16 protein-coding genes are annotated in these 23260 nt (G+C 53.0%); 9 read left to right on the top strand and 7 right to left on the bottom strand.

Annotation, left to right across the window (positions count from 1 at the left end; genetic code table 11):
* Both ftsA and ftsZ read left to right on the top strand, forming a co-directional pair.
* Window positions 1-1413, top strand: a complete 1413-nt coding sequence (gene ftsA / locus D3A97_RS10990; RefSeq protein WP_119078564.1) for a cell division protein FtsA — start codon at window positions 1-3, stop codon at window positions 1411-1413.
* Between the two features lie 109 nt (window positions 1414-1522).
* A complete protein-coding gene (ftsZ, locus tag D3A97_RS10985) occupies window positions 1523-3289 on the top strand; it encodes a cell division protein FtsZ (protein ID WP_119078563.1) in 1767 nt (588 codons plus the stop codon).
* A gap of 192 nt (window positions 3290-3481) precedes the next feature.
* Here the strand turns inward: ftsZ and D3A97_RS10980 are convergent, their stop codons facing one another.
* From D3A97_RS10980 to D3A97_RS10970, 3 genes are all read right to left on the bottom strand, one after another.
* Entirely contained in the window at window positions 3482-5212 is a 1731-nt protein-coding gene (locus tag D3A97_RS10980; protein WP_198673957.1) for a DUF4091 domain-containing protein, read from the bottom strand.
* An 11-nt stretch (window positions 5213-5223) separates the two neighbouring features.
* The gene (locus D3A97_RS10975) at window positions 5224-7191 is read right to left on the bottom strand and encodes a KUP/HAK/KT family potassium transporter (RefSeq protein WP_119078562.1); all 1968 of its coding nucleotides are present in this window, start codon (window positions 7189-7191) and stop codon (window positions 5224-5226) included.
* Window positions 7192-7344: 153 nt separating this feature from the next.
* Window positions 7345-8544 (bottom strand): OmpA family protein, encoded by a 1200-nt coding sequence (locus D3A97_RS10970; protein WP_157986479.1) that lies wholly within the window; start codon window positions 8542-8544, stop codon window positions 7345-7347.
* Between the two features lie 582 nt (window positions 8545-9126).
* Between D3A97_RS10970 and D3A97_RS10965 the strand changes: the two genes are divergently transcribed.
* Window positions 9127-10092, top strand: coding sequence for a polyprenyl synthetase family protein (locus D3A97_RS10965; RefSeq protein ID WP_119078560.1), 966 nt, complete (start codon window positions 9127-9129; stop codon window positions 10090-10092).
* Window positions 10093-10224: 132 nt separating this feature from the next.
* A complete protein-coding gene (recJ, locus tag D3A97_RS10960) occupies window positions 10225-11928 on the top strand; it encodes a single-stranded-DNA-specific exonuclease RecJ (RefSeq protein ID WP_119078559.1) in 1704 nt (567 codons plus the stop codon).
* Between the two features lie 253 nt (window positions 11929-12181).
* On the opposite strand, the gene D3A97_RS10955 is transcribed toward recJ, so the two are convergent.
* Window positions 12182-13021 carry a carboxylesterase family protein gene (locus tag D3A97_RS10955; protein ID WP_157986478.1) on the bottom strand — a complete coding sequence of 280 codons (840 nt, stop codon included), beginning with the start codon at window positions 13019-13021 and terminating at the stop codon, window positions 12182-12184.
* 158 nt (window positions 13022-13179) lie between these two features.
* The gene (htpG, locus tag D3A97_RS10950) at window positions 13180-15015 is read right to left on the bottom strand and encodes a molecular chaperone HtpG (protein WP_119078557.1); all 1836 of its coding nucleotides are present in this window, start codon (window positions 15013-15015) and stop codon (window positions 13180-13182) included.
* A 207-nt stretch (window positions 15016-15222) separates the two neighbouring features.
* Between htpG and D3A97_RS10945 the strand changes: the two genes are divergently transcribed.
* The 5 genes from D3A97_RS10945 to D3A97_RS10925 all read left to right on the top strand — a co-directional run bounded on the left by D3A97_RS10945 (window position 15223) and on the right by D3A97_RS10925 (window position 20417).
* Window positions 15223-18471 (top strand): Ig-like domain-containing protein, encoded by a 3249-nt coding sequence (locus D3A97_RS10945; protein WP_119078556.1) that lies wholly within the window; start codon window positions 15223-15225, stop codon window positions 18469-18471.
* A 163-nt stretch (window positions 18472-18634) separates the two neighbouring features.
* Window positions 18635-18988, top strand: coding sequence for a 30S ribosomal protein S6 (rpsF, locus tag D3A97_RS10940; protein WP_119078555.1), 354 nt, complete (start codon window positions 18635-18637; stop codon window positions 18986-18988).
* A gap of 4 nt (window positions 18989-18992) precedes the next feature.
* Complete coding sequence (rpsR, locus tag D3A97_RS10935; protein WP_119078554.1) at window positions 18993-19259, top strand: 30S ribosomal protein S18; 267 nt, start codon at window positions 18993-18995, stop codon at window positions 19257-19259.
* Between the two features lie 6 nt (window positions 19260-19265).
* Entirely contained in the window at window positions 19266-19712 is a 447-nt protein-coding gene (gene rplI / locus D3A97_RS10930; protein WP_119078553.1) for a 50S ribosomal protein L9, read from the top strand.
* Between the two features lie 249 nt (window positions 19713-19961).
* Window positions 19962-20417 (top strand): hypothetical protein, encoded by a 456-nt coding sequence (locus tag D3A97_RS10925; protein WP_119078552.1) that lies wholly within the window; start codon window positions 19962-19964, stop codon window positions 20415-20417.
* 48 nt (window positions 20418-20465) lie between these two features.
* On the opposite strand, the gene D3A97_RS10920 is transcribed toward D3A97_RS10925, so the two are convergent.
* On the bottom strand, window positions 20466-21740 hold the full coding sequence (locus D3A97_RS10920; protein ID WP_119078551.1) for an ABC transporter permease: 1275 nt from the start codon (window positions 21738-21740) through the stop codon (window positions 20466-20468).
* A gap of 123 nt (window positions 21741-21863) precedes the next feature.
* Complete coding sequence (locus D3A97_RS10915; protein WP_119078550.1) at window positions 21864-23240, bottom strand: NADH-quinone oxidoreductase subunit N; 1377 nt, start codon at window positions 23238-23240, stop codon at window positions 21864-21866.
* Window positions 23241-23260 lie beyond the last annotated feature (20 nt).

Genomic DNA, 23260 nt, shown 5'->3' with positions numbered 1-23260 from the left:
ATGAATCAGGAAGCTCCCATCATTGTAGGTCTCGACATTGGAACCACGAAGATAGCAGCCATCGCAGGAAGGAAGAATGAATACGGGAAATTGGAAATCCTCGGATTCGGGAAAGCCCCATCATTTGGTGTTCAGCACGGTATGGTACTGAACATCGATCAAACTATCAAGGCTATCAGACAGGCTCTGGAAAACTGCTATGCATCTAACCCCAACCTCGAAATCAACGAGGTGTACGTAGGTATTGCGGGCCATCACATAAAAAGCCTCCAAACCCGCGGCGACATTGTGCGCAGCGATACGGACGCTGAAATATCCCAGAAAGACATTGACCAGCTGATCAACGACCAGTATAAAACGGTGATCCCCGCCAGTGACCAGATCATTGACGTGATCCCCCAGCAGTACATTGTTGACAGCCTGCAGAACATCACTTATCCCATTGGCATGAGCGGTGTGAAAGTAGGGGCCAATTTCCACATCATTACGGGCGACAAGAATGCCATCCGTAATATTAACCGCAGCGTGGAAAAATCCGGCCTGCGGATCAAAGACCTTGTGCTGCAGCCGCTGGCCTCCGCCGCCGCGGTAATGTGCGATATGGACTTTGAGGCCGGTGTTGCGATTGTAGATATAGGCGGCGGCACTACGGACCTGGCCGTGTTTTACGAAGGGGTGCTGAAACATACCGCAGTGATCCCCTACGGCGGCGAGAACATCACCAACGATATCAAGAACGGCCTGGGCGTGCTCAAAACACAGGCGGAGCAAATGAAGGTGCAGTTCGGCTACGCGCTGGCGGATGAGGCCAAAAACAACGCCTACATCACCATTCCCGGCCTGCGCGGCCAGAGCCCGAAAGAAATTTCGGTGAAGAACCTCGCCCACATCATCCAGGCCCGTATGAGCGAGATACTGGACTTTGTAGTGTACCACCTGAAACAGATCGGGATGGACAATAAAATGCTGAACGGCGGCATTATACTCACCGGTGGCGGCTCCCAGCTGAAACACCTCATACAGCTGACCGAGTACACCACCGGCGTAAGCGCCCGCATCGGCTACCCTAACGAGCACCTGGCCAGCGGCCATACGGACGAGCTTACCAAGCCCATGTATGCCACCTGCGTAGGCCTGATACTGAAAGGGTATAACGACTACGAGAATGATAAAAGAGCGCTCGAAGAGAACTATGTAAAGATCAATACCAGCTACCTGGCCAAAGAAAAAGCGGCCCGCCTGCAAGACGGGGAAGAATGGACGGAAGAAGAGGAAGAAGACATGCAGGAAACCGCGGCCGCACGGCAGGCCAGAAAGGCGAAAGAAAGGAACGCCTCTCTGAAAGGCTTCCTGGACAGGATGAAAACAAAGATCATAGACATGTTCACGGAAGAAGAAGACGCACGGCTGTAAAGCTGTGGCGTGATTGTTGCGAGTAATAATCAATTTTAAAAATACCGGTCAAAAACAGGCGTGTAGGTAACGGTACACCAAATACTAACCCATTTTAAAGAGTAGAGTCATGATACATTTTGATCTTCCAAAGGAAAAGTCCTCCATCATCAAAGTGATAGGCATTGGTGGCGGTGGAAGCAATGCGGTGAACCACATGTTCAACCAGAACATAGACGGGGTGAACTTCATTATATGCAATACCGACGCACAGGCTATTGCAAACAGCCCCGTTCCCAATAAGGTGCAGCTGGGGCCACACCTCACACAGGGTTTGGGGGCCGGCGCCAATCCGCGGATCGGCGAGCAGGCCACGGAAGAATCCTTTGAAGAAATCAAAAAGATACTGGAGGTGAACACCAAAATGGCGTTCATTACCGCAGGCATGGGCGGCGGCACCGGCACCGGCGGCGCGCCCATTATTGCCAAAATATGCAAGGAGCTGGGCATCCTCACCGTAGGCATTGTGACCACGCCCTTTTCTTACGAAGGAAAGAAAAGAATGCTGCAGGCGGAAGAAGGCATCAACCGCCTGAAAGATTATGTGGATACGCTGCTGATCATTTCCAACGACAAGCTGCGGCAGAAGTTCGGCGACCTCAAATTCAAGGCCGCCTTTGAAAAAGCGGATAACGTACTGGCTACCGCCGCCAAATGTATTACAGACGTTATCAACTCCACCGGCCAGATCAACGTTGACTTTGCGGACGTTTGCACCGTTATGCGCAACGGCGGCGTGGCCATTCTCGGCGCGGCCGTGGCCGAAGGCGAATACCGCGCGCAGAAAGCCATTGAAGAGGCCCTTACCTCTCCGCTGCTGAATGATAACGATATCAAAGGCGCCAAATGGATACTGATCAACATTTCATCCGCCGAAGGCGAATTTGAGCATACGCTGGATGAAATGGATACCATACAGGCCTATGTACAAAGCATGGCGGGCGAAGAATGTGACGTGATCCTGGGCGTGGGGTACGACCATACCCTGGAACGCAACCTGGGCGTTACCATCATAGCCACCGGCTTTGAACAGAACCCCATCCAGCAGCAAAAGCCCGCTGCCGCTCATGTGCAGGCCCAACCCAAAGAAGAGCCCAAAATTGTGATGACGCTGGGGCAGGATGGCGAAGAAAAGAAAATGAACAACCAGGGCATGCTGTTCAGCGATGAGGTGGAAGAAAAAGACCTGATGGCGCCCCGCCTGGTGGAGCCGCAGGTGGCGCACCCCGCTCCCGCCGCCGCATTTGTTCAGCCCACCCCTCCCCCCGCGCGGGAAACCTATACGCTCAACATTGAGCCGGTAGATACACCCGCGCCGCAGCCGGTACAGCCCGCGCCGCAGCAACAACCCGCGCAGCAGGCCGCCCCGCAGCCCGCACAGGGCAACACGGCATCTGGCGGGTACCTGAGCCGCCCCTCCAACATCTACGTAGAGCCGGCCGGCAATAGCGCCGCGGATGACCAGCCGGAAATGAAAATGGTGTTCAGGGAAGAAGAAGAAGAAACCGCTCCTGCCACGCCCGAGCCGCAGCAGCCTGTTGCCCAGCAGGCCCCCCTGCCGCAGCAGCTGCAGGATGACCAGGTGGAAGAACAGAAACGCAAACAGCTGGAAAGAGTGGCCAAGCTGCGCAGCATCAGCTTTAACGTGAAAAACATGGAGAATAACCAGGAGATCGAGAACGTTCCTGCTTACCTCCGCCGCAATATAGACCTGGACAATGGCGCCGGCTCCGCCGAGCAGCAGATCTACTCCGGGTATACCGTGGGCAATAACCACGAGAACCAGGCAGAAATCAATACGATCAATACCTTCTTAGATGGGAAAAAGCCGGATTGACGAATTTTAGATGATATTACGTTTGATTGTTTTTTAGTTGTGTTAAAAAAAAATCCTCCGATTCCTCGGAGGATTTTTTGTGTAAATACATTCCTGCAGCGTGACCTTTCAGCTTGCGGCACATTGCCCCGCTGCATGTTCGGCTTTCTGGTCAACCGCCTTCAGTTTCAATCCACATCGCACTACCTTTCATCACAAGCTGTTCAACACCTCAGAAGCCGCATTCACCATATCTTCCGCCTTCTTCTGCTTCAGTGCGTTGATCTCGAATTTCTTCAGCACCGGGTCTATCTCCGCGCCCTTACCCGCTGCTTTCAGTATCCTTATCTTTTCATATGCCTGCACGCCTTCTATCATTCTTTCAAAGCGGATGGAAGAGCGGGGGCCCGGGTATACCAGGTACGTATCGCCGGCCGCCCAGGTCTTGAACCGGGAATCCTGCAGGGGATCTTTCACCCAGCAATTGTACGCCCAGCGCAGGTAGCCGGAATAGTTTCTAGCCGCGGCATGCCAGCCCAGCCAGGCGGATTCTGCCGGTGGAGAAAAGGTGAAGGTATTGGGAAACCCTTCAGAGCAACAGGTGTATACCGTGCTGGGCCAGCCTTTGCCCAGCCGTTCCTTTTTTTCTTCCGCCGTAAAATCAAGTCCTGACGCTACGCAGTAATCATAAATATCGTTCACCAGCTCTTTGTGGTACAGGCCGGCCAGGGATATCTTGAAATCCTTGTCTACGCTGCGCACCAACGCAATAGCCTGCTGCATGGATTCCAGCGGGCGCTCGTCCATGGCAATGCAGGTAATGTCAAACCAGCCTTTTGATTTCAGGTGACGGGCAAAGTCCGTGAGCATGGGGCGCCAGTGCCGGTCATACTCCGGCGTACCGGGCTTGGCTACCAGCACTTCATCCTTACCGCTGGCCTCATCGTGATAGTAGAACTTCAGGTTCCAGGGTATCATGCTGAAACAGGCTATCTGCTTGTTGATACCGGTCTCCTGCATGAAAGACACCCATTTGTCGAATACCGTATAGTCAAAGTTCCAGGAACCGTCTTTTTTCTTCGTCCACTTGATCATGTCTCCATAAATATCATAGGTCTGGCTGTTCCAGGGGTCGTAAATAATACTGGTGGTGATCACTTTCTGCCCGGCGTTGGCCAGCATTTTCATATACGGGCGCATGGCGTCAAAATGTGCCTTGCTCCACAGCGGCGTGTTATGCACGCGGGCTATGGCATAGGGGCTCTGCCAGAGGTCCAGGTGAAAGGCCCAGTCTTTCGGCTGGGGCAGGGTATGCTCCAGCACCGTTATTTCATACGGCAGCCTGGCAGACAGGTAGCCCGTGGCGGTTTTCACGCTGACAGACCCTTTGTAAACGCCGGCCGGTGTTTGCGGCGGCACGGTCACGCTCAGCCATACGGGCTGTACGTTATTGGCGTTAACGTCTATGGCGGGAATGATGTCAATACCATCCGCCACCAGAGAAGAATCAAAATCTTCCGGCTTGCGGTGGCCGCAGCCGCCGCCTTCACTGTTCAGTTCATCCGTCATCACGTACCGCACAAAACCGGGCGTAATGGCGGAAGCAGGGATCTTGTTGCCTTTACCGTCTTTCAGGTCTGATTTTTCGATGCTGACATTTTTGAGCGCCCTGGTGGTGTAGATCACAAACTGGCTGTGTACTTTCTCCCCTTTCCAGGCCCGGGTTTTCCAGGAGGAGCGCAGGGTGGACGCATCGGGCGCAAAGATCTTGTCGTAGCGAACATCGGCCGTACCAAAAAAAGCATGGGCGCCGGGTTTAACGGTGCTCCAGGCAACCGGGTCTACCGGTCTCGGATCTGGCAGTTCCCTGTAATTGATTTGCTGGGCATGAGCAGCAGTAGCAAAGGCCGCGAGTAGCAGGGCGGCGCAAACGTGTCTTATCATAGCTGTTTATATTAATCTTCGTACCGGTACCGGTCTGCCACCCGCCGCAGCTGCAGGTTGGTTACGGGCGCCACTACCAGCGGGAATTTCTCGATGGTCACATAGCTGGAATCAAGGCCAAAGCCGCGCTCTTCGGACAGGCCCATCTTTTTCAGTATAAAATACAGGCGCATAACGATGCGCTCATGCAGGGGCAGGTCATTATCGTGCGAGAGGAACTTTTCCATCACAATGAACTGGAAATCGCCCACTACATTGTTTTTGCTGAGAGATTCATAACGGCTGGTGATATTCACTTCCTTGTTGCGCACCATGTCTTCCACCACCATCCTGAACATGAGGTTGATGCGCTGCTCCACCCTGAAACCCAGCCTGAACTCTATCCTGATCACTTCATTGGGAATGATGGTTTGCACCGTGTACTCGCTCATGTACGGCTCATCCACCACATCTACGTGTACGAACCAGTAAATATCGGCGCGCTTCGGCTTTTTGTTGAGTATGGAATAGATGATCTTGTGCTCTACTTCCTTGGGATTGTCCGCACTGGTCATATACACCAGGTGGGTGGCATATTTGGGAATGGAAGAATCGTTACTCAGCTCCTGCAATATAGGCAGGTAATCTTCCAGCTTGACAAACTCCACGTAACGGTTCTTGATCTTCCTGGAGCGGAACCATACGTACATGACCAGGAACAGGCCGCCGGCCACAATAACGGTCACATAACCGCCATGCATGAACTTTACAAGGTTGGCAAAGAGGAACGAGAACTCTATGGTGAGGTATACGGCCAGGTACAGCCCTATCCATAACAGCCGTACCCTGCGGGTATACAGGTAAAATGCGAACAGGCAGGAGGTCATCAGCATGCAAATGGTGATAGACAGGCCGTAGGCCGCTTCCATGGCGGAAGACTCCTTAAATATCAGTACAATGGCCACACAGCCGGCAAACAGCATCAGGTTAATGCCGGGAATGTACAATTGCCCCCTTAATTCCGTTGGATAATTGATTTTGAGCTTGGGCCACAGGTTGAGCCGCATAGCCTCTGAAATGAGGGTAAATGAGCCTGAAATAAGGGCCTGGCTGGCAATGATGGAAGCAATAGTAGCTATCAGTACCCCGAAGATCACAAACCACTCCGGCATAATGCTGAAAAAGGGGTTTTCTCCCGTCAGCACCCTTCCGCGCTGGGTAAGCAGCCAGGCGCCCTGGCCTAAATAATTGAGTATAAGGGACGATTTTACGAAGATCCACGAAATACGGATGTTGCCCCGGCCGCAGTGGCCAAGGTCTGAATACAGCGCCTCCGCCCCGGTGGTACAGAGGAAAACGGCGCCCAGGATCAGGAAGCCATGGGGGTAGAGCGTCAGCAGTTCTATGGCGTACCAGGGGTTGAAGGCCTTGAGTACGGACAGGTCATCCGCAATATGGGAAATGCCCAATACGGCCAGCATGCTGAACCAGATGATCATGATGGGCCCAAACATCTTGCCGATGCTCATGGTACCGAACTGCTGCATGAAAAACATGCCGCTGATAATGGCCAGTACAATTTTTACGATGGTCCACTCCCCCAGGTCCCGGAACACGGGGAGGGTGCGCAAACCTTCAATAGCGGAAGTGACGGTGATGGGCGGGGTGATGATGCCGTCTGCCAGCAGAGCGGCGCCGCCTATCATCCCGAAAACGACCGTCCATTTGCCGTGCCGCCGCACCAGGGCGTAGAGGGAGAAAATGCCGCCTTCCCCTTTATTATCAGCCTTGAGGGTGAGCACCACGTACTTAATGGTAGTTTGCAGGGTAAGCGTCCAGATAATGCAGGAAATGCCACCTATCACCAGCAGGTCGCTGATCTCATTAGTGCCCACAATTGCCTTGAAAACGTAGAGCGGAGAGGTGCCGATATCGCCGTAGATAATCCCCAGTGCCACAATGAGGCCGGCCAGGGTAGCTTTATTGAAGTCTTTAACCACGCTAGATACAACTTATAGAGGTCAAATGTAGTGATTATTATAATGCGGGTAGGAAAATTTGGCGGTACGGGGAGAGGACAGGATGGGCATAATAAAAAAGAGGCCCGCTTTCCCGCGGGCCTCTTTTTTTAATATTTACCAGGGTGAGCTGTATTAGTTGGCGGGAGCCAGGTCTACAGTTGAAGATTCACCCGGAGTGTTTTGTTTGATGAAGCGGCCGCGGTCAATACCTTGTTTGTCAGCCAGGTAGTCGATCACAGCGTCAACACGACGGCTGCTCAGGTCTACACCGCCTTTCTTGCCTTTGGCACCAGCGTGGCCGGTAACCAGTACATTACAAGAAGGATTGGAGCGCAGGGAGTTAGCCACGCTGCTCAGGATAGCTTCGTTATCGCTGGAAATTTTGGTAGAGCTGCCTTTGAAAGCTACGCTGGGCAGAACCAGGCTAGCGCAAGGGGTAGCTTGAACCATGTTTTTGCAGCACTCAGGATCCGGGCATTTGCCTACGCCGTCAGCGTCAACAGGCTGGCAATAAGTCGGAGTGATGAGTTGTTTGTCTTTGTAGTCAGGAACGCCGTCACCGTCTGTATCTTTAGCTACACCGTGAGAATCAACAGGTGCACCTGCAGGGGTGTTGGGCTCGCGGTCGAACTGGTCAGTTACGCCGTCACCGTCAGAATCAGGCAGAACCGGAGTAGGCAGTTTCATGCGGCGGGGGCTGTTCAGCTCGTTGTAAGCGAAGTCCAGCGGGTTAACCCACCAGAGCGGTTCAACACGTTTGTTGGGGTTGCCCAGGTTGAAGTTCAGGCGAACGCTGGTGTAAGAGAAGAAGTCTTTGCTGCCATCGAAAGCACCGGCGGTGTAACCGTCCAGGTAATCGTCGAAGGGCAGGGTCAGTTTTTCTTCAACACCGATGTTGAAACGTTTAGACACTTTGAAAGCGATACCAGTACCTACTTCCAGTGCATGGCGCAGGAGCTGGTTGTCATCGTTACGGCCGATCTGGATGCGGTTGCCCTGAGAAGGAGCGTTTTGCTCATACTTCTTGTCATGCAGATTTTTCAGCTCGTCGCGGATGTCTTTTTTCTTACGACCAAAGTTGAAGTTACCGTAGTTGTAAGCACCGCCATTGGGACCCAGTGCGTCTACGTCAACGTCAGCAGCCATGATACCGTAACCGGCCAATACATACCAGTTCACTTTAGGCTGTGCTTTGTAGAACAGGATGTTGCTCAGAGAAGCGATCACGTCCAAAGACAGTTGGTGAGTGGCAGTTTTGTAAGCGGGAACGACCATACCGCCGTTAGCATTGGCAGTAGTGTTGTACGCACCACCTACAGTATTGGGTTTCAATTGATAATCCAGACCGTAGTCGAAAGAACCGGTATACTCACCTCTGATGGAGAAGGTATGACCCAGTGCTTTTCTGATTGAGATACCGCCGCCAAAACCGGGCAGGGAGGCAACGTCGCCTTTAATAAAGTGGTAACCACCATGCAAACCGAGTTCCCACATGTTTCTGGGTTTCGCCGGGTAGTCGGACTGGTTGTTCCTGAAGCTGTTGAATTGCGCCATATTCTTAGCCGAAACTTTAGAGGAGTCCAGGGCGTCATATGAGGGTTTAACCTGCGCAAAACCTGGAGATGCTGCCAGAAGAGTCATTGCACCTGCCAGTAGTAAGTACTTTTTGCTTGCCATAATTGTTTTTTTATTTAAAAACTGTTAAAGATTTTACAATTAACGCGTTTTTTACCAAGCAAAGGTAAAAATCCTAAATGAATATACAAATTTTTCTTGCGATTTTATTTGTATTGATAACTGCCTCAAAACTAGAGGTTAAATTAAAGAACATTCAGGTAATGTATACAAATTCGGGGCCAAATTTGCAAAATGTGGTATTTTAGGCCTAGTTTAGCGAACCTTTTTATTATATACATGGAGGAAATTAAACAACTGATCGGGAAGGAATTACAGGATTTCGAAGGTAAGTTTGCGGATGCAGTGAAGAGCAATGTTCCCCTGCTGGACCGTATAATGCACTATATTGTAAAGCGGAAAGGCAAACAGATCAGACCCATGTTCGTTATTCTCTCCGCCCGCCTCTTCAGCCCGCAGATCAACGAGACCACCTACCGCGCCGCCGCCCTAGTGGAACTGCTCCATACGGCCACCCTCGTGCATGACGATGTGGTGGACGACTCCCTCGAGCGCCGCGGCTTTTTCTCCGTGAACGCCCTCTGGAAAAACAAGATCGCCGTACTGGTAGGAGACTACCTGCTCACCAAAGGCCTGCTTTTGTCTCTCAATAACAAAGACTTCCGCAGCCTGGAGATACTGACCACCGCCGTCAGGGAAATGAGCGAAGGCGAACTGCTGCAGCTGGAAAAAACACGCAAGCTGGACATCCAGGAAGATATCTATTTCGAGATCATACGGCGCAAGACCGCCTCCCTCCTGGCCTCCGCCTGTGCCGCCGGCTCCTGGAGCACCACAGAAAACGATGAAACGGTGGAACAGATGCACCTTTTCGGCGAAAAGGTAGGCATCGCCTTCCAGATCAAGGACGACCTCTTCGACTACGGCTCCGCCAACATCGGCAAACCCACTGGTAACGACATCCGGGAAAAGAAAATGACGCTCCCCCTCATTTATACCCTGCAGCACTGCCCGCCAGACCAGAAAAGGCACATTATCAACATCGTAAAGAACCATCATACGGACAAAGACAAGGTGAACGAAGTAATTGCCATGGTGCGGGAAAGCGGCGGCATAGACTATGCCCGCGAGAAAATGCTCGGGTACCGGGACGAAGCGCTGGCCATACTGCACCGCTTCCCGGAAAGCACCGTCCGCAACGGGCTTGAGTCCCTCGTACGTTACACCACCGACCGTAAATTTTAACCGTTCCCTGTAATTTTCCCGGTTTTGGCATAAACATCCTGCGCATTGCAGCGATAATACACTAATCATCCTTATATTACAACAACAAGACTGATTCAACACCGGAAGCAATTCCCGCAAGCCAATTTTTTCATGCAGAAACGCTGGTCACTCAAGAAATATCAACCAAACAAGGAACAACAACTGCAGGCCGCTTTAAAGATACATCCCTTACTGTGCAGGCTGCTTGTTCAGAGGGGTATTACAAAGTTTGAAGAAGCCCGGCATTTTTTCCGGCCATCCCTGGAGCACCTTCATGATCCCTGGATCATGAAAGACATGGACAAAGCCATTTCCCGCCTCGAAGAAGCCTTTTTCAGACATGAAAAAATATTGATATACGGCGATTATGACGTAGACGGCACTACCGCCGTGGCCACTGTATACGGTTTTTTACACAGCATATACGATAATATCGAATTTTATATCCCCCACCGCTACCGGGAAGGCTACGGCATCTCCTACCAGGGTATAGACTATGCAAAGGAGAACGATTTTTCGCTGGTAATTGCGCTGGATTGCGGTATCAAGTCCATAGCGCATATTGCATATGCCCGCGAGGCCGGCATAGATTTCATTATTTGCGACCACCACCTCCCTGACGCGGACCTGCCCGCCGCCGCCGCCATCCTGAACCCCAAGCAGGCCGGCTGCCCCTACCCTTACAAAGAGCTGAGCGGCTGCGGCATCGGTTTCAAGCTGATCAGCGCCCTGGCCCAGAAAAAGGGGCTGCCCATGCAGCAGGTATACGGCTACCTGGACCTGGTGGCCACCAGCATTGCGGCAGACATTGTGCCCATGACGGGAGAAAACCGCATCCTGGCCTACCATGGCGTAAAACAGGTGAACGAAACGCCCAGCGCGGGCATCCGCGCACTGATACAGCTCAGCAACCTGAAAGAAAAACTGACCACTTCCAACCTGGTGTTCGTAATTGCCCCCAGGGTCAATGCCGCCGGCAGAATGGACGATGCGCGCAAGGCCGTGAACCTCTTCATTGAAAAAGATTTCGACAAAGCCTACGCTTTTGCCGAAATGCTGCATGGGGACAACCTGGAAAGGAAGGGAATAGACATGAACATCACGCAGGAGGCCGTTAGCATTATACAGAACAACGTTGCGCTGCATACCCGCAAATCTACCGTACTGTTCCAGCCGCACTGGCACAAGGGCGTAGTGGGTATTGTGGCGTCCCGCCTCATTGACAAATATTATTACCGCCCCACCATCATCCTCACCCAGAGTAACGACAAGGTGGCCGGCTCCGCCCGCTCCGTATCCGGCTTTAACGTGTATGAAGCCATTCACCAGTGTAAAGACCTGCTGGAGAACTACGGCGGGCACTTTTATGCCGCGGGCATGACCCTGAAGCCGGAAAACGTGGAGGCCTTCCAGCAGAAGTTTGAGGACGTAGTGGCCGCCACTATCCACCCGGACATGCTGATACCCGAAATTGTGATAGATACGGAAATCAACCTGGCAGATCTCACCCCGTCCTTTTACAATATCATGCGGCAGTTTGAACCGCTGGGCCCGGAAAACCTGCGGCCCGTGTTCCTGGCCCGCAACCTCACAGACACCGGCTATTCCAAAATAGTGAAGGAAGAACACCTGAAACTGTCTGTCAAACAATCTAACAGCACAGCGTTTTCCGGCATCGGCTTCTTTATGGCAGACAAATTTGACATTGTTGCCAGCAAAAAACCGTTCGATATGGTATTTACCCTGGAGGAGAACGAATGGAACGGCAATATCAGCCTGCAACTCAAGGCGATAGACATCCTGCCCTCCAAATAGCCCCTCATGATATTATATTACCACCCTGCCCAACCGAACCTCAAGCGAACGTGAAGCGAACGAGAAGCGAAGGAGAAGCGTAGGTGAACACCTGTTAAAATAGTATCACTTTAATGAAAGGGCTGGCCAAAAAGTAAACTGAAAGGTTTGAGAATTGCCTTAAACAATGACAGGTCTCCGCCAGGTACCCGAATAAATTAGGGCTGACCGTTACTTTTTGGTCAGCCCCTCTTTTTCAGCAGGTGCCAATGCGTTATTTTTTCTTTTGCTGGTTCAGCCAGGTATACAACGCCGGGTCATTATAGGCCTTTGTCCATGCATTATGGCCCCCGGTGGGGTTTTCAGTATACTTCACCAGGGTGCCGCCGCAGGCTTTAATGGCATTTACCATGTTGCGGGAGCCTGCGACGCCTACGGTATAGTCATCCGCATTATGAAAGGCCCAAACAGGCATGTCTTTCAATGCGCAGGCCCTGGAAGGGGTACCGGCGCCGCAAATGGGCACGGCCGCGGCAAATTTTTCCGGGAACTTCACGGCCCAGTCCCATACGCCGTACCCGCCCATGCTCAGGCCGGTAAGGTATACGCGGGAAGGGTCAATGTTGTACTGCTTCAGGATGTCTGCATACAGGATGTTGAGGGCCGCCACGTCCCAGGTCATATTGGGCTTGCATTGCGGAGACACTACAATAAAAGGGAAATCAGCTTCGCCGGCGGCGCGTACGGCCAGACCGGAGCGCTTCACCAGGTTCAGGTCTGTTCCCCGCTCCCCTACACCATGCAAATAAATGATCACGGGCCATTTGGTGGTCTTTTTCTCGTTGTAGCTGGCAGGTATCTGCAGTACGTAATCTGTTACGGTGGTAGCCCCGTTCACCTTTTTGAACGTTACACCGGTTTGCTGGTTCACAAAGTTGCCGGCGTCTCCGTCAGGTGTAGTGGGTGTGGGCGCAGGTGTTGGTTTTACTTCGGTTTTCCCGGTAGCGGGAGTTACTTCGGCGCTGCCTTCGTCACGCGAGCACGCGGAGAACATCAATAAGCAGGCAAGCCCCAGCGCGGCCGCTTTTGCAGCAGGATTTTTGAATTGCGTCATGTCAGGTTTTTCTGTGATACGGTAAATAAAAATATGGTCTCTCAATAACGTGGCCAGGAGACAAGTATTGTACCAAAAAAAGAAGCTGGTAGCGCTGAAACCCGCTACCAGCTTACGTTATTTTCATAATGCATCAGGATTTATCATATAAAATCCATTCACGCTGATTCTGTTCCCATCAATTCCACGCTCCTTTGCACAAAGGCGGTGAGGTCTGCTCCCGTCAATAAATTTTGCGAAAGCAGCGCCAGGTCCGCCAGGTTGCGCACCTGCTTCTGCTGCCGGTCTGTATTGCCTTCTTTCAATATCTGCTGGTAGATGGGGTGGTTGGCGTTTACCGTCATCGTAATTTCATCCGGCATATTGGCGGCCCAGCTGCTCATGGAACCTCCCATGGCCGCCATGTCTTTCATGCGGCGCATAAACTCTGACCGTGTTACGATCACCGGCTGCTCCGCCGCGTTCAGGCCCTTCAGCTCCACCTTGATGTTGGGCTGCGGCAGCTGCTGGCCAAACAGGTCTTTCAGCTGGCCTTCCTGCGCTTCACTTAACACGCTTTGCGCGGATGCTTCATTATTGATCAGGTTGTCTGCAATGTCTGCATCCACGCGGGTAAACTGCACGTTTTCCCATTTCATTTCCATCTGGTTGATGAAACCGGCGTCTACCATCGTATCCAGCTTCACCACTTTGTAGCCTTTGGCTTCGGCGGCTTTGATGTAACTGTCTTGCTGCACGGTGTTGGTAGCGTACAGTATCACCAGCTTGTTGTCTTTATTGGTTTGCAGCGGGGCGGCGGCGGTACGGTACTCTTCCAGCGTATAAAAATCCTGGCCGTTCACGTCTCCCATGATGTGGAACTTGTTGGCCTTGTCCAGGAACTTGTCTTCCGTCATCATCCCGTATTTCACGAACAGCCCGATGTGCTCCCACTTTTCTTCAAACGCCTTGCGGTCTGTACGGAACATCTCGTCCAGCTTGTCCGCCACCTTTTTGGTGATGTGGGCGTTGATCTTTTTCACATTGGGGTCTCCCTGCAGGTAGCTGCGGCTTACGTTCAGGGGAATGTCCGGCGAGTCTATCACCCCGTGCAGCAGCATCAGAAATTCCGGTACAATGTTCTTCACTTCGTCCGTTACAAATACCTGGTTGCTGTACAGGCTGATCTTGTCTTTCTGTATTTCGTATGTTTTGGTGATTTTGGGGAAATACAGGATACCGGTGAGGTTGAAAGGATAATCCACGTTCAGGTGTATCCAGAACAGTGGTGCTTCCGCAAAGGGATATAGTTCTTTATAAAAATTCCCGTAGTCTTCCGTACTCAGCTCGCTGGGCTTTTTCACCCAGGCCGGCGTGGTATTGTTGATCTGTTTATCTTCAAACCGGATGGGCACCGGCAGAAAACGGCAGAATTTTTCGAGGATGGCGCGGATGCGGTGCTCATCCAGGAACTCTTCACTTTCTTCGTTGATGTGCAGTACAATGTCTGTACCGCGCTCCGCCTTTTCCGTTTCTTCCAGCTGGTATTCCGGGCTGCCGTCACACTCCCAGCGAACGGCCTTTGCATCCGGCCGCCATGACCGGGTAAAGATCTCCACCTGGCCGCTCACCATAAAGGAAGAATAAAAGCCCAGGCCAAAATGCCCGATGATGTTGGCCCCGTTTTCCTGGCCTTTGTATTTTTTCACAAATTCTTCCGCACCGGAAAAAGCTACCTGGTTGATGTATTTATCTACTTCCTCTCCCGTCATGCCTACGCCGCGGTCTGAAATAGTGATGGTCTTTTTTTCTTTGTCGAGGCTTACCGTAATGTCCGTACTGCCCAGTTCTCCTTTGAACTCGCCTACGCTGGCAAGGGTTTTCAGTTTCTGCGTAGCGTCTACTGCGTTGCTCACCAGTTCGCGCAGGAAAATGTCGTGGTCAGAATAAAGGAACTTTTTAATAATGGGGAAGATATTCTCTGTTTGTACACGTATGGCACCTTTCTGCATCATAAAATGAGTTTTTTAACGGGATTTCACCGTTCAAAGGCTGTGCCACGGCCCCCGGGGCTGACAAGATGACCGGGTGACGGGGGAATTAGCGGGATGATGGGGGCGATGACCGGATATTAACAAAAACATCATGCCGGCCCCGCTCCCGGAATGCCGGAACTGGCGTAAATTCGGGTAACAATCAGTTTCCCCCAAAACCATCATCTTATGATCAAACCGCTACCCCTCCTGTTTTTACTGGCCCCCGTAATGGCTTCGGCACAGGCCGTCAACCCCGCGCCGCAGGGTTTACCTTATTTCCAGGATTTTTCCGCGCTGCCCCATAGCGCCACCGTACTGCCGCCGGGCTGGCAGGGCTGGGCATTAAGCGGCGCACCGTCCGCCAGCTTCAACACGGCCCCGGCAGCCGGCAACAAGGCCCTGGCCGCGGGCAGCAGCGCTTCCAGCACCACCAACGGCGTGCACAATTATAACGGCAAAGTGGGCTTTCTGAATAGCGGCGCGGCAGACAACGCCCTGGTGCTGAGCGTGAATACCACCGGCAATACCGGCGTGCGCGTGGGTTTCCTGGTAATGACGTTACGCAACCCTTATGACGGCGCCGCCAACACCCGCATCAACGAAGCTGTGCTGCAATACCGCGCGGATACCACTGCGGCCTTTACCAGCCTGCCGGCCACGGCCTACCAGAACAATACCACGCAACAAACGGCCTCCGGGGTAACCAGCCCCCAAAACCCGGTATATCATGAGGTGTTACTGCCGGCAGATTGTGAAAACCGGCCGGTGGTGCAACTCCGCTGGGTTAACCGGCAGATGGGCGGCGGCGGCTCGCGGCCCTCCTTTGCGGTAGACAGTGTTACCGTGGCCGGTGTGAGCGGAGACTCCGTTCCACCACAGGTTAGCGCGCTCATGCCCATAGCCGGGGCTGCCAACGTACAGCCGGGAACAGCGCTGGTCATCACCTTTAATGAAAATATCAAAAAGAACGCAGGCGCCGTTACGGTCTATGACCGCACCGCAGGCGCCGCGCAAACCATCAGCATGCAATCCCCTTCCATCATCATAGACGGCAGTAGCCTCCGCATTGGCGCCGCTACCAGGGGCAACCGCTCTTATTACGTTACGGTAGACAGTAACGCCGTACAGGATTCCAACGGCAATAGCTTTGCCGGTATCACCGATACCGCTGCCTGGCATTTCAGCACCGGCCCGCAAGTGCTGGACTTTGATTTTACAGATTGTACCGGCGGCCTGCCGAACGGTTTCAGCCAGTACAGCGTAACCGGCGCCCAGGTGTGGGATTGCACCAGCTTCGGGCAAACCGGGCAGGGCGTGCAGATCAACGGTTTTGCCTCCGGCGCCCGGGAAAATGAGGATTGGCTGATCTCTCCCGTACTGGACTTCAGCAGCTTCAACTACCCGCTGCTGGCCTTTGCCAGCCGCAGCGCGTTTGCAGGCCCCGCACTGGAACTGCGCATATCAACAGACTATAGCGGCAGCGGAGACCCGCGCCTCGCCACATGGACGGCCCTGAACGGCCGGTTCCCGGAAGTGGGCTCCGATACCTGGAAAACTTCCGCCGCCATTAACCTGGCCGCCTTTAAAGGCACAAGCGTTTACCTGGCCTGGGTGTACACCTCCTCACCGGAACTGCAGGCCAGCCGCTGGACGCTGGACGATGTACACTTCTCCAACGCCGCCACGCCGCCGCCGCCCTCCGTCACCACCACACCGCAGCAACTGGATTTTGACTATGTGAAAGCCGGGCAGCGGTCCGCGCCGCAGCCATTCACGTGCTGGGCCAATGACCTCACCGGGCCGCTGCAGGTAACGGCGCCCGCGGGTTTTGAGATCTCCAGTGACCAGGCGCAATATTTCCCATCCCTCACCTACACGCCTTCCGGCCCGGTTACCATTTGGGCGCGGTTTGCGCCCGGCGCGGCCAACCAGTATTACAGCGGGGCCATCAGCTTCAGCTCCCCCGGCCTGGCCGCCCAACAGGTAGCCCTGGCCGGCACCTCCCTGCGCACCCTGAAAGTGGTGAACTGGAACATGGAATGGTTCGGCCACCTGCAATTCGGCCCCACAGACGAGGCTCTCCAGCAGGCTAACGCCCTCAAAGTGCTCCGGTACGCGGATGCGGATATTTACGCGCTCAGCGAAGTGGTAGATACCGACCGCCTCAAGGCCCTCGTAGATTCCATGCCGGGTTACCGTTACACCGTGTCAGACTTTGGCTCTTATGCAGACAGCCTCACCGCGCCCGGGTATGACAGCACCCAGAAACTGGCCTTTGTATACCGCCACTCGCTGGTGAAAAACCTCCGTACGTACGGCGTAATGCGGCAAGGCGCCAGCGCGGAAGCGTACAGGAACTGGTCTTCCGGCAGGTTCCCCTACCTGATGGAAAGCACCGTGATCCTCAACGGAGATACCGCCCGCGTCCATTTTATTGCGATACATGCCAAGGCCAACACCGGCAACGCGGCAGACAAAATTGAGAGCTGGTACAGGCGGAAGAACGGGGCAAAGGAGCTGAAAGACACGCTGGATGCGTATTTCCCCTATAAAAACGTACTGGTGCTGGGAGATTTTAACGATGATTTTGACCGCACCATTACCACGGAAATGCCGGATACCACCACCTCCTACATCGACTTCAAGCTGGATTCCGCCAATTACACGCCTTTCACCTATGCCCTGAGCCTGGCGCGGCAGCGGTCTACCGCCAGTTTTGCGGATATGATAGACCATGCCATGGGCACCAATGAAATGCTGTATGCCTATGTACCACAATCCGCCAGGGTGTTGCGGAGCGTGGAAACCCTCATACCCTCTTACGCCAGCCGTACTTCAGACCACTTCCCCGTGGCCACCCGGTACGATGTGCGGGTACTGGCCCGTCCCGTGGTGATCAGCCGGTTCACTGCCCGGCCCTCCGGCGGCGGGGTGGCATTGAGCTGGGAAACGGAACGGGAGATCAACAACCAGCACTTTATTGTGGAAAGAAGCGCGCACCAGCGCAGTTTCAGCCCCATAGATACTGTGCCTGCCGCCGCGCCCAACGGGCAAGGCGCTGCCTACCTCCGGCAAGACGATGGCGTGCTGCCCGGCTATTGGCACTACCGGCTGAAACAGGTGGGGAAAGACGGCACCGTGCAGTACAGCGAGGTGCAAAGCGTGCTGGTGATCAGCAGGGAAGCCTGGTTCCGCCTGCTGTGTTTTATACTGGGCCGGCAGCTGCACATCTACCTGGATGCGCCGCAAAGCGGGCCTGCATCCATACAACTAATTGACATGCAAGGAAATATACGGTACCAGGCCCAGGTGGGGTTCACAAAGGGCCGGAACGTCAAAACAGTAGATGTGGGACAGATGCCGCCGGGTATTTACCTGTTACGGGTGCAGAGCGGGAACCGGGCAGAGGTGAAAAAAGTATTCATATACCGCTGACAGTTAAGGAGTTAATCATAAAAACCGGGGTATCGCCATTGACCCCGGTTTTTTTTATGCCAGATGGCCGTAAATTCGCGCCCATAAAGCGCAGAATCAAAAAAATACCCCTATCTTTGCACTCCATTTTATTTTTTTATTCTTTACAAACAAGGGAAAATTTATGTCAAACTACGAATTGATGGTGATCTTTACCCCTGTGCTTTCTGAGGAAGACTACAAGGCTGCCCAGAAAAAATTTGCTGACCTCGTTACAGAAAACGGCGGCGAATTGGTGCACGAAAATCCCTGGGGTTTAAAATCACTGGCGTACCCGATCCAGAAAAAAACCACGGGCATGTACCTGGTTCTGGAGTTCAAGGCGCCATCCGACTTCAATGAGAAGCTGAAAATTCAGCTCAACCGCGATGAAAATGTATTGCGTTACATGGTCACCAAACTGGACAAGCACGCGCAGGCGTACAATGCCAAAAAAAGAGGTACCTACGATGCTGAACCTAAACCCGTAGAAGCTTAAAGTTATGGCAGTTAAACAAGAGATCAAGTACTTAACCGCGGTTAAGCAAGAGAAGCGCCAGAAAAAATACTGCCGCTTCAAGAAATTGGGTATCAAGTATGTAGATTACAAAGATGCCGAGTTTTTGAAAAAATTCCTGAATGATCAGGGCAAAATGCTGCCTCGCCGTATCACCGGTAACTCGCTGAAATTCCAGCGCAAGGTGGCTGAGGCTATCAAAAAAGCTCGTCAAATGGCTTTATTGCCTTATGTTACTGACCTTTTAAAGTAAGAAACAATGCAAGTAATCTTAATACAAGACGTAGATAACCTGGGACAGAAGAACGAACTGGTAAGCGTGAAGAACGGTTACGCCAGGAACTTCCTGATCCCCCAGAAGTTTGCTGTGGAAGCAAGCCCTTCCAACCTGAAGCAGCTCAACGAGCGCGTGAAGGTACAGAAGGTGAAAGAAGAGAAGATGTTGGCCGAGATCGCGAAAGTGGTGGAAGTGCTGAAAGCATCTCCTGTGAAGATCGGCGCCAAAACCGGTACTTCCGGCAAGATCTTCGGTAGTGTTACCGGCGTTCAGATCGCCCGCGCTATCAAAGAGCAGAAAGGATATGAAATTGACCGTCGCCGTATCCACATCCTCGGCGATGTAAAAGAACTGGGTTCCTACAAAGCCCGCCTCGATTTCGGTAAAGGCAATGACGCCGAGCTGGAATTTGAAGTGGTAGCCGAGTAAGCGCCTGCCGATAAGCTTTAAAAAGGTTGTTCCTCCGGGAGCAGCCTTTTTTTGTTGCCGGGGAAGCATCCATTGTGGCGGGCGTTACGGCTGTCAGTTGCCAGGGAGTGCAGCAGCATCCATTGTGGCGGGCGTTGCGGCTGTCTGCAGACGGCAGCCGGGCATGCCTCGTCAACTCCTTGTGCCGCAACAATTTCGCTGGCAAAATTGTTCTTTTATCATCCAATCACCCCTCAAACACATCCTGTCATGAAACAGTTAGCAGCTATTGTACTCCTAACGGCCCTTGCCAGCTCCGCCGCCTTTGCACAAAGCAGCCTCCCCAAGTCTGCGCCTGCCCCCGCTCCTGCTCCCAGGCCCACCGCTGTTGCCCCGCAGGCGGTGGATGCCGCAAAAGCCCAGGGCTTCGACGTTAAAAGCATGGCCAATTCCATTCTTGGCAAGCTCACGCCCACCCTTGGCCTGAGCGCTGTACAAAAACCAAGCGTGCTGAATGCCGTAACCGGCTTCCTGAAAGATAAATCAGGCATCATGGGCCTTGCTCAAACAGATAAAGCGGCCTACACTACCAAATTTGCCGGCCTGCAGAAAGGGCTGTTCGGGAAACTGAAAACTGTTTTGTCGGTAGCGCAGTATACCAAGTTCCTGGGGCTGAAACCGAAAACCAACGACGTTACCAACGTATTGTCACAATTGTTCTTTTAATACAGGAGATACCGTAAGGGTGCCTTGCATAACAGGGCGCCCTTTCTTTTATTCGTACCGCAACGCTACTATAGGGTCAAGCCGGGAGGCCTTTATAGCGGGATAAATACCGGAAATCAATCCTACCATGGCACACAGCCCAATGCCAATGCATATCCACAGCCAGGGCACTACAAAGCTGGAGCCCAGCGCCAATGACATGATATTGCCTACCATCATGCCCAGCACCACGCCCAGCAAACCGCCCAGTACGCTGATGATAATGGCCTCAAACACAAACTGTTGCCGGATGGTGGGGGCCGTGGCGCCCAGCGCCTTGTTCACCCCTATTTCCCGGGTGCGTTCCGCCACGGATACCAGCATAATGTTCATCAGGCCAATGGCGGAGCCAAAAAGGGTGATGAACCCGATGATGGCGGCGGCCACTGTTACCGTGCTCAGGTTGCGGAACAGCATTTCCGCCACACTGTCACTACGGCTGATATAAAAGTTGTTTTCCTCGTTCACCGCCATTTTGCGGATGATGCGGAAAACACCGGTGGCTTCGCCAATGGCGGCCTCCAGCTTCGAAATATCGTCTACGTTCACATTGATCTGGTAGGTGGCGTTAGGCCGGTTGAATACGCGGCGCGTGCTGGTTACGGTGGTGATCACCACGTTGTCCGCACTGAACACGTTGCTGCTGCCCTTGCTCTTGAGAATGCCTATTACCCGGTAGCGTACATTGCCCACCCGCACGGCGGAGTTCAGGGCCTGTTCCGGCCTGTCCGGAAAAAGTTTTTTCACCACGTCGTTGCCCAGTATGGCTACGTTGCGGCCGGATTCCATGTCTGCGCTGTTGAAATTGCGGCCTGTGGAAAGATCGTAGTTGTTCAACGGCAGGTAACTCTCATCGCCCCCTACTACCTGTACGGTAGGGTTGGTCTTCTTATCGTCCTTATACACCGTCATGCCGCCGCCGGCACGGAAGGAAACACCGGTTACAGCTGGGAAAGTATACCGTTCCTTGAAATCCATCGCCTCCCTGAAAGTGATCAGTTTATTCCGGTTGGAGCTGCGTACCCGCATTTTACGGCTGGAACCGCGGGTGGCATTGCCGGAGCCGCCCATGCGGATGATCATTTCCCGGTTGCGGATGGAGAAACCGCTGGCCCCCATGCTGGCAAAACTGTCATAGATCTTTCCCTTCATAGCGTCAATAGCCGTCAAAATACCTACCAGGGCCATAATACCAAAGGCAATAATGGCAATGGTGAGGCCTGCACGCAGGCGGTTTGCACTGATGGAACGGAGCGCGAGGGAAAAAATATCTCTGACTTTCATAACTACGGTTAATTAAAGTTAATGCAATTCCCCTTTAAAAATGCGGGTCCGGGATGAGCGGCGCAAAAAAGAAAAGCGCCTCCCGGGCGGGAAGCGCTTTCAATATTTTGACAGCGGCGCTGTTTACAGGAACTGCAGCACCAGGCCGGGGAAAATACCGAGTATGATCACAATGGCCGCGGCAATCACCAGCATGCCCTTGAAGCCGCCGGTTACCTGCACGGAGGTTTCCGCCTCGCCGGGCTTGAAATACATGGCCATGATCACCCTGAAATAATAATAGGCGCTAACAGCGGCGCATAACACGCCCAGTATCACCAGCCAGAGCATATGGCCCTGCTGCACCACGGCGCTGAGCAAAAAGTATTTGGCAAAGAAGCCGGCGGTTAAGGGGATGCCTGCCAGTGACAGCAGGAATATGGTATTGGTCAGCGCCAGCAGGGGCTGGCTGCGGGCCAGGCCGTTGTAGCCTTCAAACGTATAGTCTTTCAGCTTGAGCAGGATGGCAAAAATGCCAATGGTAGCCACGCTGTAGGCAATGGCGTATAAAATGATGCCCTGGGCGGCCGTTTCATTAAAAGCCAGTATGGCAAACAGCATAAAGCCCGCCTGGGCAATGCTGGAGTAGGCCAGCATTCTTTTCACGCTCTGCTGGAACACGGCGGTAAAATTACCGATGAGCAGGGTGGCGGCCGTTATCAGCGCTATGATCAGTTGCCAGTGGCCGGCAATGGCGCCTTCGCTGAAGCTCACATGGAAAAGACGGATGAAGGCAATAAAACCGGCGGCCTTCACAATGGTGGCCATAAATGCGGTGAACACGGTGGGTGAACCGTCATATACGTCAGGCGTCCAGAAGTGGAAGGGTGCGGCAGACACTTTGAAGGCCAGCGCAAAACCGGTGAGCAGAATACCGCTCAGCGCCAGGGGAGACAGGTCTCCGGTGCCCAGGCCCATTTCACGGATGTTGAAGGTGCCGCTGGCCCCGTACAGCAGGGCAATGCCCATGAGCAAAATGCCCGTGGTGAAAGAGCCCATCAAAAAGTATTTCAGCGAGGCCTCATTGCTTTTCAGGTTCTTTTTATCGGCCCCGGCCAATATGTATTGCGGTATGGAAATGATTTCGATGGACAGGAACAACATCAGCAGGTTGCTGAAAGACGCGGAGAGCATAATACCGGCCAGTATAAAAAATATAAGGGCAAAATAATCCGCTACATCGTTCCCTACTTTTTCGAAGGCGCTGCCGCATAACATAAAGTACAGCAAAGTACAGCCAATGGCAACGGCATTGAACAAAACGGAGAAGGAGCTGACCTCCACCATGCCATACAGCATTACGCTGCTGCCACCGGCCAGCTGCCCATCGTACCAGTTGGCAATAAAGGCAATAATAGCTCCGGCAATGGCATAATATTTAATGTGCTGCTTATTCTTCACAAACAGGCCTACAAACATCAGAACAATCCCGAATAAAGCAGTAGAAATTAATGCGTTCATATCTTAACGTTACAGAATCT

This window comes from Chitinophaga alhagiae, assembly GCF_003568665.1.
Classification (GTDB): Bacteria; Bacteroidota; Bacteroidia; order Chitinophagales; family Chitinophagaceae; genus Chitinophaga; species Chitinophaga alhagiae.
The sequence above is the reverse complement of the archived record's forward strand: the minus strand, read 5'-3'. Positions and strand labels throughout refer to the sequence as shown.

What these genes read in the sequence shown, in the direction of transcription:
- D3A97_RS10915 (WP_119078550.1), bottom strand. Translation starts at nt 23,240, where the DNA reads ATGAACGCATTAATTTCTACTGCTTTATTCGGGATTGTTCTGATGTTT.
- D3A97_RS10945 (WP_119078556.1), top strand. Translation starts at nt 15,223, where the DNA reads ATGATCAAACCGCTACCCCTCCTGTTTTTACTGGCCCCCGTAATGGCT.
- D3A97_RS10925 (WP_119078552.1), top strand. Translation starts at nt 19,962, where the DNA reads ATGAAACAGTTAGCAGCTATTGTACTCCTAACGGCCCTTGCCAGCTCC.
- D3A97_RS10965 (WP_119078560.1), top strand. Translation starts at nt 9,127, where the DNA reads ATGGAGGAAATTAAACAACTGATCGGGAAGGAATTACAGGATTTCGAA.
- ftsZ (WP_119078563.1), top strand. Translation starts at nt 1,523, where the DNA reads ATGATACATTTTGATCTTCCAAAGGAAAAGTCCTCCATCATCAAAGTG.
- ftsA (WP_119078564.1), top strand. Translation starts at nt 1, where the DNA reads ATGAATCAGGAAGCTCCCATCATTGTAGGTCTCGACATTGGAACCACG.
- htpG (WP_119078557.1), bottom strand. Translation starts at nt 15,015, where the DNA reads ATGATGCAGAAAGGTGCCATACGTGTACAAACAGAGAATATCTTCCCC.
- rplI (WP_119078553.1), top strand. Translation starts at nt 19,266, where the DNA reads ATGCAAGTAATCTTAATACAAGACGTAGATAACCTGGGACAGAAGAAC.
- rpsR (WP_119078554.1), top strand. Translation starts at nt 18,993, where the DNA reads ATGGCAGTTAAACAAGAGATCAAGTACTTAACCGCGGTTAAGCAAGAG.
- recJ (WP_119078559.1), top strand. Translation starts at nt 10,225, where the DNA reads ATGCAGAAACGCTGGTCACTCAAGAAATATCAACCAAACAAGGAACAA.
- rpsF (WP_119078555.1), top strand. Translation starts at nt 18,635, where the DNA reads ATGTCAAACTACGAATTGATGGTGATCTTTACCCCTGTGCTTTCTGAG.
- D3A97_RS10920 (WP_119078551.1), bottom strand. Translation starts at nt 21,740, where the DNA reads ATGAAAGTCAGAGATATTTTTTCCCTCGCGCTCCGTTCCATCAGTGCA.
- D3A97_RS10955 (WP_157986478.1), bottom strand. Translation starts at nt 13,021, where the DNA reads ATGACGCAATTCAAAAATCCTGCTGCAAAAGCGGCCGCGCTGGGGCTT.
- D3A97_RS10980 (WP_198673957.1), bottom strand. Translation starts at nt 5,212, where the DNA reads ATGATAAGACACGTTTGCGCCGCCCTGCTACTCGCGGCCTTTGCTACT.